The sequence below is a fragment of the Synechococcus sp. CBW1002 genome (assembly GCF_015840915.1).
Taxonomy (GTDB): domain Bacteria; phylum Cyanobacteriota; class Cyanobacteriia; order PCC-6307; family Cyanobiaceae; genus CBW1002.
Genome location: NZ_CP060398.1, coordinates 3,117,208 through 3,131,304 on the forward strand (window position 1 = coordinate 3,117,208; position 14,097 = coordinate 3,131,304).

Here is a 14,097-nt window from a genome sequence, read left to right on the forward strand (position 1 = left end):
TCGGAGGGCTCGGCCTGTTCATGCTCGGCATGTCGGTGCTGACCGAGAACCTGCGGAACCTGGCTGGAGCCCAGCTGCGTACCGCCCTGCTGCGCTTCACCCGCACTCCCCTGAGCGGGGCGGTGACCGGTGCCGTTGCCACGGCGCTGCTGCAGTCGTCCAGCGCCACCACGGTCACCACCGTGGGATTTGTCGGGGCAGGGCTGATCCGCTTCCCCGATTCGCTCGGCATCATTTTCGGGGCAAACCTGGGCAGCACTGCCCTGGGCTGGTTGGTGGCCTTGCTGGGGATCCGCTGGTCTCTGGGTCGCGCCCTGCTTCCGCTGATTCTGGTGGGCGCGCTGCTGCGCATCTTCGGCAGGGGCCGCTGGGCGGTGATCGGCTTCGCCCTGGCGGGCTTTGGCCTTCTCTTCCTGGGGCTCGACGGCATCAAGGCCGCCATGGCTGGCCAGGGATTGCTGCTCGATCCGACGCGATTCGATGGCAGCCACTGGCTCGGCCGCCTGCAGCTGGTGGCCCTGGGTCTGGTCACCACTGTGATCACCCAGAGCTCCGCCGCCGGAGTGGCCAGCACCCTGATGGCCCTCGCCGCGGGGGGACTCGATCTGGGCCAGGCCGGAGCCCTGGTGGTGGGCATGGACGTGGGCTCCTCGGTCAGTGCGGTCGTGGCGGCCCTGGGCAGCAGCATCAGCGCCCGTCGCACCGGCATGGCTCACCTCTGCTTCAACCTGCTCAGTGCTCTGGTGGGGCTGATTCTGCTCAACCCCGTGGTCTGGTTCTGGCAGGAGATCTGGCCGCAGCGCCTGGCCGCCGAGCCGGAATTTGCCCTGACCAGTTTTCACAGCGGCTTCAATCTGCTGGGGGTGGCTCTCGCCCTGCCCTTCACGGGCGCCTTCGCGCACCTGATCCGCGCCCTGGTGCCATCGGGTCCCCGTTCCTGGGCCGATGCCCTGGACCAGGCTCCCCCCGACGATGCCCACCTGGCCATTGATCAGGCACGCCGCGCGGTCGAACAGGAGCTGCGCGAGCTGCTGGAGCTGCTGCGCCGGTCTCTGGGGGGAGCCGGTCCGCCGGCAGCTGCCCAGCCGCCACCGCGGCTGCCACACCAGCTCGCCAACCTCCAGGCTGATCTTGACCGCACCGAGACCTACCTCGATCAGATCCATCTCGATCATCTGGAACGCCACAGCGGTCAGCGCCTGATCCACCTGCTGCATGGGCTCGACCACCTGCAGCGGTTGCATGAGCGCTGCGAGGAGGAACCCGATCGCCTCGCCACCCTGATCGGCTCCAGCCAGCTGGCTGAAGAACGGCAGCAGTTTGCCGCTCTGCTCGACGCTGTGGTTCTCAGGGCCGTGCAGCACGACTGGGCTGGGATCTCCAGCGCCAGTGGAGCCCTCGTGCGCACTCTGGCAAGCCAGGAGCACCACTGCCGCCACCAGGTGATGCAGGAGGTGGCCCTGGGTCATCTCGATGTGGAGGAGGGCACGCGAGAGCTCGAGGCGATGCGTTGGCTGGAACGGGTCTGCCTCCACATCGAGCGGATTGGTCACCATCTCGACCATGCTGGGCCTGTTCCCCAGGACACCGGTCGAGCCATGACATGAATGGTTTCTCCTCCCTGATCAGGCAAGGCTGATCAACCCAGGGATGCTGCGGCGTCCTCAGAGAACGCGGCCACCCTGTGGAAACATCCTTCAGTTTCGCGATCGCCATCCCGACGTCAGCCGCGAAGGGCGCGGCCAGCCTGGCAGGGGTGGATGTGCCGGTGCTCACCGGTGGCATCGGCAAGCACGACCGCCGCCCCAGGCAGGAGCTGGAGGAAGCCCTCGATTGGCTCAGCCCCCTGGAGATTCTGGTGGTGCCTGCCGATCAGGAAGGCCTCATGGCACGCAGCGGCCGCCATGCCGCCGCCGCCTGACATCCTTTGCTCCAGCCGGGGGTGGCAGCTCTAACGGGGGCGGCAGGGGCCATCCCGATCGGAGCGGAACACCACCTTCAGGCCAGGGGAACGGGTCTCCACTTCGCTCAGCAGACCTTCAAGGGCCAGCCGGGTGTTGCGGGACCCTCCTGCCATCGGCTCGCCACTCATCAACACGATTTCGAGTTCGTATCCATCGGAGCGGGGTTGCACGTCGCCGAAGAGCTGAACCTTCAGGCCCACGGGCGCCTGCACGAAGCTTCCGCCCAGGTGCGTGGCACTGCGCTCGTCCACAGTGGCCTCAAGGGCCTGAAGCACCGGCTCAAGCTGGGGGATCAACTCCCCGGCCGCACAGGCGACGACGGGCTTCAGCACCACCATCAAGCGGGCCATGGTTCGGGGCGAGGGCATCCCAATCTTGCCGGAGCGCCTTGCCCGCGGCAGGCCCAGGGAAAGACGACAGGCTGAGGCATCAATACCTATGGACGGAACTGGTGCTCAGAGCAAGACTGAAGCCATCAAGATTCGGAGGCCCAGAGATGGATGAAACTCCACCGCGTCATCAGTTCAGAGTCAACTGACATCCTGCGTCCTGCTCCAACAGTCTCAACTAAAGATCAACATCTGCACGATGGTCTGAACTGCTCTCCGAAGCGATTATTCTCTGGCTGACCCAGGAACGATCGTCTGGATTTTTGCAATTCGCTATCGCCCTTCGCATCGCGACAGGTGCCCTTGGGCTCAGCAGATGTTCGCCTGAACCATCGGCCCCAGGATCGCAAGCCAGTTGCTCTACGTCTTCTCTGCTTTTTGCATACCGCCGTCCTTCGTGATTCTGTTTGTTGTCAATGTTTCAACTTCCACATCACAGTCTTGGAGGTATTGAATTCAGAGTTAGAGTCAATACAATTTGCCCCGAAACTACGGCACCCTTGATCATCCTTCTTGATCTCCTTGCGGGATGATTCGATTGCCGTGATCGGACTGTTGCCAGGCCGACGGCCTGATCCATTGACAATCCAGGCAAGCAGCAGAGATTCGGCTCACGATCGGCGCCGAACCTTTAAGGCTGCTCAATGAGGTCCGGCGCTTCTAGTGCCGGACCTTCTGCGTGGCAAGGTTGCAATCAGACTTCGCATCAATCAATGCCAGTGCGGAACCATGACGTGAATGAGTTGATGAAACCTTGGTAGAAGAAGTCACCATCAGGGTTTCCGCCGTCGCAATCCCAAGATCTGTGACTGGCTGAATTGGTTGGCAAAGCCATGCAACAGCTGGATGGGGTTCCCCCCGGAGTGACCTTGCAATGTTTCCAACCTTTCCAAGGGTCGTTGCAGGCGCTCGTCGGTCGGATGCAGATCTTTATGAGTCAACAGCTGAACCATGCCGCTTCATTGCTGAACTCTTTCCGGGGAATGGCGCGCCATGGGGTCCCTGTAGCCAAGGAGCCCTAAGGTGCTGAAATCTCAGAGAAGACGACCTCCCGGGGGACGGACTGCTTCATGAGGAACCATCAGGCCCCTAAGAAAGGTTTGACTGAAATCAACCCTTCGGGAAAAGCGACAGCCGGCATAGGTGCCGCCAGCTTCCCTGTCCACCCACATCACCATAACTGCGGTGGGGATCACACTGTTGGTGCTGGGATGGGAAATCAACAGTGATCCCTTCTGACTGGCATTCACTCTTTCGCCAGGAGGAAATAGCAGGCAGCATCCCGACCAGCTGATATCCCAGAGTCTGCCGTGGTGTTGCAGGTCATTCACGGTGAAGATGGCACCGATCCAGATCGTGATGGCCGGCAGAAGAAATCTCTCTTCCCGCCTTGGCTGCTCGACCATAGATGTGGCTGTGATCCGACGGTATTCAGCCAGAGCTTCCCACATTTCAGCAGGCAGCGCCCCCCAGCGGTTCTGGGAGTCTGCGATGCCTGCTGCAAACGGCTCCGGCAAAACATCAGCCCCCTGCCAGGGGCTCGCTCTACGGGCGTCGTCGCTGTTCGCCGTACTACACACCGTCCGGGGGCGGTGGGCCAGGGCTGGACCAGAGCGCAGGAGTCCTCCCTCAGGAAAATCCGTTGCTGAAACTCAGCGGTAATTCCCCTACGGTTTTCACGAGTCAAGCTTCCACCATGCAGACGATCGACTGGTTGTGGCTGATACATCCCGTGCTGGCTGTGGTGGTGGTCTATCCACTGCTCGGCATCGTGCTCCGTCTGGCTCAGCAGACCCGCCAGCGGCGCCTCAAGCAGGCCAAGACCCCTCCCACCAGTGGCCGAGACCATGCCGATCTGGGCCGTTGGCTGGCCACAACGGTGGTGGCAATCGAGCTGGTGGCTCTCAGCGTGGTGATCGCGACAAAGCATCCCCTCTCCGCCTTCGAAGGCGGCGCAGGACGCCTGGTCCTGCTCGTGCTGGTGCTGCTCGGTACAACTGCTGCCCTCGTGCTGCTCTGGCGGGCCAAGGCCGCTCCCTACAGGGCCACGTTTGCCCTGTTGTGCTGGATCGGCGTCATCGGCCTGGGTATGCAGCCTGAGGTCTGGCGACTCAGCGACAATCCACTTGACCCGGCCTTCTGGCAATCCCACTTCTGGGGAGGGGTCGGACTCACCGGCCTGCTGCTCTTCGGTGTCGCGGCACGCCCCGAGATTCTTCGCAGCCTCCCCTGGCGTCGCCTTCACCTGACTGCCAGTGCCCTGGCGGGTCTGCTGCTTCTTGCCCAGGGCATCAGTGGGCCGCGCGATCTGCTGGAAATCCCCCTGAACTGGCAGAAACCCGCCATTGCGACCTGCGACTTTGTTCGTCAGGTCTGCCCGCCGCTCCAGCCGCCAGCGGGTTGATGCGTCTTCCCTGGGCTGTGGCGCTGCTCACCGTTCTGGCAGCGCGTTATCTGATCTGGCGTTGCGGCAGCACGCTCAACCTCAGTTCACCCCTGTCAACTGGCCTGAGCCTTCTGCTGCTGGCGGCTGAGTTGCTGCTGCTGGCCACCACCTTCCTGCAGCTCTGGTTCACCCTGATACCCCCTCCTCCTGTGACGGCCACTGTGGCCGCCGCCGCCGCCCGGCTGGAAGGCCGGATGACCCAGCATGCCCTTGCTTCTGCGGCTGACCGTCGGGACACCCCTGTCGCTGTTCCATGCATCCAGACAGCGAGGCAAACTGAGAGCGACCCACCGTCCGTACTGCATCTTTGCGATGAGGAGTCGGCGGTTGCTTCCCTCTCGGCAAACCCTCTGCTCAGGGTCGATGTGTTCGTCCCCACCTATGGCGAGCCGCTTGGCCTGGTGGAACGCTGCCTGCGCGGTTGTCTGGCGATGGACTATCCCATCAAGACCGTTTGGTTGCTCGATGACGCTGCCTGCCCTGAGCTGGAGCTGCTCTGCCGCCGGCTGGGATGACTCTACCTGAGTCGTGGGGAACGGCTCCATGCCAAGGCCGGCAACCTGAACCATGCCCTTCTGCACAGCAGTGGTGACCTCGTGGCTGTCTTCGATGCCGACGTGGTTCCACTGAATGGATTCCTTCGGCGCACCGTAGGGCTGTTCGATGACTCCAGCGTTGGGTTTGTGCAGACCCCGCAGAGTTACATGAATGCTGATCCCGTGGTACGCAATGCGTCCATGGAGCGATGGCTGCTGCCTGACGAGGAAACTTTCTATCGCTGGATCGAACCCACTCGGCAGGCCCTCGGTGCCGTGGTCTGTGCCGGCACATCCTTCGTGATGCGCCGCAGCGCCCTTGAGCAGGTGGGCGGCTTCGTTACCGCCACATCTTCGGAAGATCTGGCCACGGGAATCCAGATTGCAGCCGCCGGATACCGCAACATTTTCGTGGCCGAAAAGCTCAGCGCCGGCCTGGCTCCGCTCACCGCAGCCGCCATGACTCGCCAGCGCTGCCGCTGGGCCAGCGGCACGTTGCAGATCCTGCGCACCGGAGCCAGCCCCTTCCGCATCCGTGGCCTGACCCCACTGCAGCGCCTGGCCTATCTCGAGGGGATCCTGCACTGGTTCAATGTGCTGCCTCAGCTGCTGCTGTTGCTGTTTCCGCTGAGCCTTGGCTTGCTCGGGGTGGCACCAATCCGTCTCACTGCCGCCGGCCTGTTCAGTGAAGCGCTGCCTTTCTTTCTGGCGCAAATGCTTCTCAGCCGCTGGTTGAGTGGCCATGCGCGCACGGCCCTGTTGCCTGAGCTGTACCGCTGGTTGTTTGTCGTCCCTCTGGCTGGCGCGGTGCTGTCCACCCTGTTCGGGCGCCCCCTTCGCTTTCATGTGACGCCCAAGCAGCGTCCCTGGGGCCGCCGGCTTGGACCGTCACGACAACTGCTGCTCCCCTTGTTGTTTTTGCTCAGCCTCCAGCTGATCGCTTTGGTGCATCTGTTGAACGGGCCCCTCACCGGCCCAGAGCTCGCGGCTCTGGATCCGCTTCCGCCCGCCACCAGGGTTGTGACCATGGTCTGGGCCTGCACGAACCTGCTGCTCCTGCTGCTGGCGGTGCGCTGCTGCTGGGATCGCAGCGCCGACAGCGATCTCCCCTGGTTCCGGCTCGAGCCGAAGCCGCTGATCCGGTTGACCCCGATCCAGGAGGGGGCTCCGCTGCCACCGCTGAGCCTGAGCGTGATGGCGATCAGTGAAGAGGGGATCGAGTTGGAGGCCCCTGCTCAGTCATCGCCGGCTGCAGAATCCTGTATCACGTCGTCAGACGTTGTCTGGACCGTGGAGGGCTTGCCCGGTCTGGACTCAGTGCCCCTGGAGCTTCTGGAGTCGCCGCTGCTCATCTCCTCGCTGGGCGACCGGCGGCGGGATGGCTGGCGCCTGGCGGGGCGCTGGGGAGCACTGTCGCCGCAGCAGCGTGACCAGCTGCAGACGCTTCTGTACCGCCGTGATCGGCTCTGGCCGCAGCGCACGGCGCCCTTCGAGCTGCTGGCCCTGCCGGCGGTGCTGCGGTTGCTGCTGCGCCCCTGCGGGCCCGACACCTGGTTTCAGCGCAGCCTGATCCCCCAGCGGAGCTGGGTTGAAGACTTGCCAGGCACGGCAAGGGATCGCAGAGTTTCCTGACGTTCGCCTGACCCCCATGCCCGCCGTTCCCCTTGAGACCAGGCCCTCTCCGTTGCTGCTCTGTCGCCGTGCTGGCGAGCGGTTCCACAGCAGCTTCGACTGGCTGGAGAGCTGGCACACGTTTTCGTTCTCGCATCACTTTGATCCCGCCTGGATTGGCTTTGGCCCACTGAAGGTGATCAACGACGACACCATCGCCGCCGGCCGGGGCTTCGGCATGCATCCCCATCGCGACATGGAGATCATCACCGTGATGGTGCAGGGGGAGTTGCATCACCGCGACTCGATGGGCCATGCCGAGATCCTGCGGGCTGGCGAAGTCCAGCGGATGAGTGCCGGCACCGGTGTGGTCCACAGCGAGATCAATGGCGGCTCCACGCCCTGCCGGCTCTTGCAGATCTGGATCGAGCCCAGCCGCCGCGGCATTCCGCCCGCCTACGAGCAGAAGCCCTTCGCCATCGGCGCTGGTTGGACCCTCCTGCTCGATCCGGAAGGATCTGGCGGTGCCATGGCGATCGAGCGCCCCGTACGGCTCTGGCGGGCCAGGCCCCAGCCGGGCGATCGTCTGGCCAACCCGCTCGAGCCCGGCACCCAGGGATGGATCCAGATGATCGAGGGGAGTCTCGAGATTGCCGAAGCTGGCGCTCCATTGCTGGCGGGTGACGGTCTCGGCTTTGACGCCGCCTCGATCGGGGCCTTCCGTGCGGGGAGGGAGCCCGCCGACGTGCTGCTCTTCGAGCTGCGTTGATCACCCAGCCCGGGCCCATGGCAGGGTGAGGACCCCCTCCGGCAGTGCTGTCTGTCGGTTGCCAGGTCGTCTCCGGTGTCTGTTCCGTCCCACGCGATCCATCCGGTGCAGGCCACGCGTCTGCGGGGGGCCGCCGTTCTGGCCGATCCGCTGCTCAACAAGGACACGGCCTTCACCAGACAGGAGCGACGGGAGCTCGGCCTCGAGGCGCTGCTCCCCTGGCAGGAGGAATCACTGGAGCTGCAGGCCGAGCGTGCCTGGCGGATCTTCGAGGCTTTCGACGACGACCTGCAGAAATTCGCCTTTGCGGCTCAGCTTCGCCAGAGCAATCTGGTGCTGTTCTACCGCTTCCTCAGCGATCACATCGAGGCGGTGCTGCCCGTGGTCTACACCCCCACCGTGGGGCGCGCCATCCAGCGTTTCGGCCACCGCTATCGCAGTCCCAGTCAGGGGGTCTATCTGTTGCCGTCCCAGCAGGACCGACTTGAGACCTTGCTGCAACAGGCTGCGGCGGGCCGACCCGTGAATCTGGTGCTGGTGACCGATTCGGAGGGCATCCTCGGTATCGGGGATCAGGGGGTGGGGGGCATCGAGATCTGCCTGGGCAAGCTGGCCGTCTACACCCTCTGCGCCGGTCTCCATCCGGCCCAGATGTTGCCGGTGGTGCTGGACGTGGGGACTGACCGCCAGGAGCTGCTGGATGACCCCCTCTATCCGGGGCTGCGGCAGCCGCGGCTGCGGGGCGAGGCCTACGACCGATTCATCGAGCGCTTCATCGGCGCGGTGGAGCGTACCTTCCCGGGTTGCCTGCTGCACTGGGAAGACTTCGGCATGCACCAGGCGCGCCACAACCTGGCGCTGTACCGGCAACGGATTCCCAGCTTCAACGACGACATCCAGGGCACCAGTGGGGTGGCCGCAGCGGCGATCCTGGCGGCCTGCCGCGGTCAGGGGCGGCAGCTGAGCGGGCAAAGGATTGTGGTGTTCGGCGCTGGCACCGCCGGTTGCGGGATCGCCGATCGGCTGGTGCGGTTACTGCGGGCCGAGGGGATGGGGGAGGCGGAGGCCAGGGCCCACATCTGGGCGATTGATCGCGACGGCCTGCTGCTGGACGGTGACGCGGGTGAGGCCGCTGCGGCCTTCGGTCGTCCCCGTCAGGAGGCCGGCAGCTTCCGCCGTGATGCCTCAGGCCGGATTGGCCTGCTGGCGGTGGTGGAAGCGGTGCGGCCCAGCGTGTTGATCGGCACCTCGACGGTGGCCGGGGCCTTCACCCGGGAGGTGGTGGAGACGATGCTGGGTGGCCTTGACGGCGATGGTTCAACCCGAGGGACCAGCTTGCCGGGGTCCGTGGTGCCCCGTCCGGTGATTCTTCCCCTCTCCAACCCCACCACCCTGGCTGAGGCCACTCCGGCCGACCTGCTGGCCTGGAGCCATGGGCGGGCCCTGGTGGCCACGGGTAGCCCCTTTGATCCCGTGGTTGTCGAAGGTCAGAGTCGACGGATCGGGCAATGCAACAACTGCTTCCTCTATCCGGGCCTGGGTTTTGCGGCAGTGGCCGTGGGAGCGCGCCAGGTGAGTGAGGCGATGATCGAATCCGCAACCCTGGCCCTGGCGGAGAGGATCCCAGCGACCAAGGATCCGGACGCTCCGCTGATGCCGTCGCTTTCAGAGGTGCAGTCGATTTCCGCCACGGTGGCCGAAGCCGTGGCCATCACAGCCATGGCCGAGGGCCTGGCCCGACATGCCACCACGGAAGCGGAGGCCCTGGCCTGCCTGGAGGCGGCGCGCTGGAGCGCAGACTATGGCCCGGTGCAAGCCATCTGAGCCCGTCCCCCCGTCCCCCGCACTGACCCCTCCCCACATGCAGGATCCCCCAAGTGGCTATCAGAGCCTGGCCTGGGCCGGACTGATCGCCAACATCCTGGCGATCCCCCTAGGCATCGCGGTGATTCTGTTGGATCCTGACCTGAAGGTCGCCAATCTGGTGGTGATCAGCAGCGCTGTCCTGCCCACGATCGTCGTGGGTCTTGTGGCCTGTATCGCCCTGCTGCGCTGGCGACGCTGGGGTCAGATTCTGGCGATCGTCGCCCTGTCCATGAGTCTGGCGACCAGCCTCTCCTATGGGATCGTGCGACTGGCTCTGGTGGCCTCTGGCCGACCGGTTCTGGCCCTGGTGCTTCCTCTGTTGTGGGTCACCAACGTGGCGCTGCTGGTCTACTGGTGCCGGCCGGTGCATCGCCATTACCTGGGCTGAGTTCTGTAGCAACCGCTGCAAGGAGAGGGAGGGGTCTCGGGATTGGATGTCATCCATCCGCCTCTCGTCCTTCACCATGCCCAGCCCCCAGCGCTTCGCCGTTGCACAGCAGATTCAGCAACGACAGCCGGTGGCCACCGCTCCGGTCCAGAGCCTTGAAGACCTCTGGTGCAGTGACGTGTTCACGCTCGCCAAAATGAAGGCGGCGATGCCGAAGGAGATTTTCAAGTCGGTGCAGCGCACCATCAAGGACGGCAGCAAGCTCGATGTGTCGGTGGCCAATGTGGTGGCCCAGGCCATGAAGGAATGGGCTACGGCAAGGGGTGCCCTTTATTACTCCCATGTTTTCTATCCCCTCACCAACTCCACGGCCGAAAAACATGATGGTTTCATCTCTCCCCAGGGAGATGGCAGCGCCATCACGGAATTCACCGGCAAGTTGCTGGTGCAGGGCGAGCCGGATGGTTCTTCGTTCCCCAATGGCGGCATCCGCTCCACCTTCGAGGCCCGCGGCTACACCGCCTGGGACATCACCAGTCCGGCCTATCTGATGGAGACGCCCAATGGCGTCACCCTCTGCATCCCCACCGTCTTCGTCTCCTGGACGGGCGAGGCCCTCGACAAGAAGACCCCTCTGCTCCGCTCCAATGCCGCTGTCAATGCCCAGGCCCAGCGGCTGCTGGGTCTCCTGGGCGAAACCGACATCGCTCAGGTGAACTCCAGCTGTGGCGCGGAGCAGGAGTATTTCCTGATCGATAATGCCTATCTGCCTCTGCGCCCCGACCTCCTGCTGGCAGGTCGCACCCTGTTCGGCAAGTCGTCTGCCAAGGGCCAGCAGTTCGATGACCACTACTTCGGCGCGATCCCCGAACGGGTGCAGGTGTTCATGCAGGACGTGGAGCGTCAGCTCTACAAGCTCGGCATTCCCGCCAAGACCCGCCATAACGAGGTGGCTCCCTCCCAGTTCGAGATTGCTCCTTATTTTGAGGCGGCCAATGTAGCCACCGACCACCAGCAGCTGACCATGACCGTGCTGCGCAACACGGCCAAGAAGCACGGCATGGTGTGCCTGCTGCATGAAAAGCCCTTTGCCGGCATCAACGGCTCCGGCAAACATGTCAACTGGTCGATCGGCAACGCAACCCAGGGCAACCTCCTCGATCCCGGCAACACGCCTCACGAGAATCTGCAGTTCCTGCTGTTCTGCGGTGCGGTGATCCGAGGTGTCCATCTCTATGGTCCACTGTTGCGGGCGGTGATCGCCACGGCCAGCAACGACCACCGTCTTGGGGCCAACGAAGCACCCCCGGCGATCATTTCGGTCTATCTGGGGAGTCAGCTTGAGGATGTGTTCAACCAGATCCGTGAGGGACGCCTGAGTAGTTCATCCATCGGCGGAATGATGGATTTCGGTGTGGCGACCCTTCCCGAATTCCCCAAGGATGCCGGCGACCGCAACCGCACGTCTCCCTTTGCCTTCACCGGTAATCGCTTCGAATTCCGTGCCGTGGGCTCGGGCCAGTCTGTGGCTGGACCGCTGGTGTCTCTGAACACGATTCTGGCCGATTCACTGGCCTGGGTGTCCGATCAGCTGGAAGCCAAGCTGTCCAGTGGAACCTCCGTGGAAGAAGCCAGTCTGGTTGTGCTCAAAGAGGTCATGGAGAAGCACGGCAACGTGGTCTTCGGTGGCGATGGCTATTCCGATGCCTGGCATCGCATGGCTGTTGAAGAGCGTGGTCTTGAGAATCTTCGTACCACAGCGGATGCCCTGCCGGTGTTGCAACGTGCTTCCACTCGTGAACTGTTTGAGCACACCGGTGTGCTGACACCGGTCGAACTGGAGAGCCGATTCGAGGTCTACGCAGAGCAATATATTCTTGCGATTGAAGTGGAAGCCAAGCTGGCCGTGCAGATTGCCCGGTCTCAGATTTACCCTGCCGCCATGCGCTATCTGGGTGAATTGGCTGGCTCGCTGCAGTTGCAGACCGCCATGGGCCTGCAGGTGTCTCCCGAAACCCAGAATGCGGTTGCCTCCCTCAGCCAGACCTTGATGGAAGTCAGTGGCTCCCTCCAGACGGCGATTGATCAGCCCCCCCACGGCACCGAGGCCCACATGCGGCACTGTGCTGAAACACTGCTTCCCTTGATGTCAGACCTGCGCACTGCAGTGGATGGGCTGGAAGCCCTGGTGGACGACAATCTCTGGCCCCTGCCTTCCTACCAGGAGATGCTGTTCTTGCGTTGAGTCTGACCTGATTCAGCCCCTACTCACATCGGGTTGTTCTTGGCCCCGAAGGCTCGCCCTTCGGGGCTTTCTGCCGAAGCAGCGCTGGCGCCCTGGAGCGTGAGCTTCTGAAGATGTCGTAAAGGTGACAGTCAGCAGCTGTCACAGGAGCGATGATCCTTGATGGTCTCTGAGTTGCTTGCCGATGTCTGCATCGATGTCGCCTGCCAGCGCTTCCCGTTCTCCCTCCTTGCGCAGCAGCACGTCCAGCTCGTCTCCACCGCGCCCTTTCGAGCGAGGTGGCGGCTTCAATGCCGTTGGTCCACGCCTGTATCGGTTGGTCGACCTGCAGGGCATGCCTCACCCGGTTCTGGATGATCTCTATGACTCGCTCGAGTCAGCCTGGAGTGAAGCGATCAGTTGGTGGCAGGAAATGGGTGGTGCCGTGGGCGGTCCGGTCGGAATTGGGGTTGAAGTGAGTACAACCAATGGAGATTGGCGAACACTCAGATACCCAGGCTGTTGAATCAATAACGATCGATGGAATAGATCCGCAGGGTTCCTGATCCAACGGCTGATGGTATTGGGTTGGGTCCAGCTGGAATGGCTTCTACCTGGAACATGTACGTATCAGCCTGGGCAGGGTTATGCCATGGCTTGATCATCACTGTGATCGTGTTTCCGGGCGGTATCGGCTCTGGGAAGCTCAGCTTGAAGCGGCGGAGACTTGGGTCAAAGCTGGCTTCAACCGGGACTGGAGCTCCACCGTGACGGGGTTGCCCTAGAAAGGCCCGGGTTCTCTCCGGGCTGAAGGGGAATTGCCAGTCTGCACCGCGAGTCTGCTGAATGGTGAGACCGCCGAGTGATGCACCAGCATCCTCGGCAAGGGTGAGGGTGAAGTAGTACTCAGCCCAACGCTCGAAGACATTGGTGTAATAACTCCTCAGATCTACTTTCCAGGGGGCTCTGAGGAACACCGTGCTGCCGCGTAGCTCGACAGCTCCACTTCTCAGGGGTTGGAAGACTGCTGCGCAAGCCAGACAGGACAACAGCCCCAATCCAACCCGGGTCCTTTTCCAAGGATTCAGCCTTGTGATGTCGAAGCTGGAGGTCATGGCGCGCCTTGACTGGTTGCTTGGCTGGACTCAGCGAGCGCTGCCAACGTTCCCGGTGCTGACTCTGGAAGCGGCGGAAGAACTGGTGGTGGTAGAAGTCGAGTCAGATGGGGGGTGGGGTCGAGTGCCTCAACCGCAACATCGCCACGGCGTCGCAGTTCAAAATGAAGATGGGGACCGGTGGCCTGCCCACTCATGCCGACGCGGCCAATCGGCTGGCCAGCCTGGACCGCATCGCCTGGTTGGAGATCCGTGGATTCCAGGTGGGCGTAGAGCGTCTCAAGTTGGCTGGTGTGAGCCAGCACCACGGTGAGGCCATACCCACCAACGGATTCAACCAGAACAACGGTCCCTGCAAGGCTGGCTCGCACACCAGTTCCAGCGGGTGCGGCGAGGTCGAGGCCCGTATGCATTCTCCAGGCTCCGCGGGCTTCGGAAAAGCGCCAACCCCAGGGATCCACCTGCTGGGTCGCTCCAGCCAAGGGATCCAGCAGTGGAGGAATGGATTGCACACCTGAAACCGCGTTGCTGTGGTCCGCAGCGCGATCGTCCAACGAGCCAGCAGATGGCAGAACATCGGCCACCGCCAGACGCGTGGGAATGGTCGCTGGTCTGGGGGGAATTCCCGGCGCTGCGGTTTCGTCCCATGACGCCCAGGCTGGGGCTCCCCCTAGGACAACAAGCAGCAGGGCCAGAGAGCCTGAAGCGGCCATCACATCACCCGTTCAAGCGGAACGACCAGAACAGCCACACGGTGAACTGAAGCCGCGCCACCGTCCAGTGGCAGGG

Annotated in this window: 14 protein-coding genes; 9 read left to right on the top strand and 5 right to left on the bottom strand. The window is 63.4% G+C overall.

The features are described 5' to 3' along the window. Positions 1 to 29 precede the first annotated feature (29 nt). Positions 30 to 1,607 (top strand): Na/Pi cotransporter family protein, encoded by a 1,578-nt coding sequence (locus H8F24_RS15345; RefSeq protein WP_231597882.1) that lies wholly within the window; start codon positions 30 to 32, stop codon positions 1,605 to 1,607. A 77-nt stretch (positions 1,608 to 1,684) separates the two neighbouring features. Further along, positions 1,685 to 1,921 (top strand): hypothetical protein, encoded by a 237-nt coding sequence (locus H8F24_RS15350; protein WP_197155253.1) that lies wholly within the window; start codon positions 1,685 to 1,687, stop codon positions 1,919 to 1,921. Positions 1,922 to 1,951: 30 nt separating this feature from the next. Here H8F24_RS15350 and H8F24_RS15355 read toward each other — a convergent pair whose 3' ends face one another. Continuing rightward, the gene (locus H8F24_RS15355) at positions 1,952 to 2,332 is read right to left on the bottom strand and encodes a hypothetical protein (RefSeq protein ID WP_197155254.1); all 381 of its coding nucleotides are present in this window, start codon (positions 2,330 to 2,332) and stop codon (positions 1,952 to 1,954) included. 1,055 nt (positions 2,333 to 3,387) lie between these two features. After that, positions 3,388 to 3,870 carry a PilZ domain-containing protein gene (locus H8F24_RS15360; RefSeq protein ID WP_197155256.1) on the bottom strand — a complete coding sequence of 161 codons (483 nt, stop codon included), beginning with the start codon at positions 3,868 to 3,870 and terminating at the stop codon, positions 3,388 to 3,390. Positions 3,871 to 4,049: 179 nt separating this feature from the next. Here H8F24_RS15360 and H8F24_RS15365 point away from each other — a divergent pair, with 179 nt between their 5' ends. The 7 genes from H8F24_RS15365 (at position 4,050) to H8F24_RS15390 (ending at position 12,214) form a co-directional block, all read left to right on the top strand. Next, positions 4,050 to 4,757, top strand: coding sequence for a DUF4079 domain-containing protein (locus H8F24_RS15365; protein WP_197170160.1), 708 nt, complete (start codon positions 4,050 to 4,052; stop codon positions 4,755 to 4,757). Continuing rightward, positions 4,757 to 5,314: a hypothetical protein gene (locus tag H8F24_RS19680; RefSeq protein ID WP_231597883.1), complete on the top strand. Its 558-nt coding sequence runs from the start codon at positions 4,757 to 4,759 to the stop codon at positions 5,312 to 5,314. The genes H8F24_RS15365 and H8F24_RS19680 overlap by 1 nt, the downstream gene beginning before the upstream one ends. Positions 5,315 to 5,374: 60 nt before the next feature. Next, complete coding sequence (locus tag H8F24_RS15370; protein ID WP_231598313.1) at positions 5,375 to 6,967, top strand: glycosyltransferase; 1,593 nt, start codon at positions 5,375 to 5,377, stop codon at positions 6,965 to 6,967. Between the two features lie 16 nt (positions 6,968 to 6,983). Then, positions 6,984 to 7,715 carry a pirin-like bicupin family protein gene (locus H8F24_RS15375; RefSeq protein ID WP_197170161.1) on the top strand — a complete coding sequence of 244 codons (732 nt, stop codon included), beginning with the start codon at positions 6,984 to 6,986 and terminating at the stop codon, positions 7,713 to 7,715. Positions 7,716 to 7,790: 75 nt separating this feature from the next. Then, the gene (locus H8F24_RS15380) at positions 7,791 to 9,539 is read left to right on the top strand and encodes an NAD-dependent malic enzyme (RefSeq protein WP_231597884.1); all 1,749 of its coding nucleotides are present in this window, start codon (positions 7,791 to 7,793) and stop codon (positions 9,537 to 9,539) included. A 37-nt stretch (positions 9,540 to 9,576) separates the two neighbouring features. Beyond that, positions 9,577 to 9,969: a Hepatitis C virus core protein gene (locus H8F24_RS15385; protein WP_197155262.1), complete on the top strand. Its 393-nt coding sequence runs from the start codon at positions 9,577 to 9,579 to the stop codon at positions 9,967 to 9,969. 76 nt (positions 9,970 to 10,045) lie between these two features. Then, entirely contained in the window at positions 10,046 to 12,214 is a 2,169-nt protein-coding gene (locus H8F24_RS15390; protein WP_197170162.1) for a glutamine synthetase III, read from the top strand. Positions 12,215 to 12,355: 141 nt separating this feature from the next. Here the strand turns inward: H8F24_RS15390 and H8F24_RS15395 are convergent, their stop codons facing one another. The 3 genes from H8F24_RS15395 to H8F24_RS20270 all read right to left on the bottom strand — a co-directional run bounded on the left by H8F24_RS15395 (position 12,356) and on the right by H8F24_RS20270 (position 14,021). Further along, complete coding sequence (locus tag H8F24_RS15395; RefSeq protein ID WP_197155271.1) at positions 12,356 to 12,505, bottom strand: hypothetical protein; 150 nt, start codon at positions 12,503 to 12,505, stop codon at positions 12,356 to 12,358. A gap of 215 nt (positions 12,506 to 12,720) precedes the next feature. After that, positions 12,721 to 13,308, bottom strand: a complete 588-nt coding sequence (locus H8F24_RS15400; protein ID WP_197170163.1) for a DUF2808 domain-containing protein — start codon at positions 13,306 to 13,308, stop codon at positions 12,721 to 12,723. Continuing rightward, entirely contained in the window at positions 13,305 to 14,021 is a 717-nt protein-coding gene (locus H8F24_RS20270; RefSeq protein WP_197155275.1) for a M23 family metallopeptidase, read from the bottom strand. Before H8F24_RS20270 ends, H8F24_RS15400 begins: the two co-directional genes overlap by 4 nt. Positions 14,022 to 14,097: the final 76 nt, after the last annotated feature.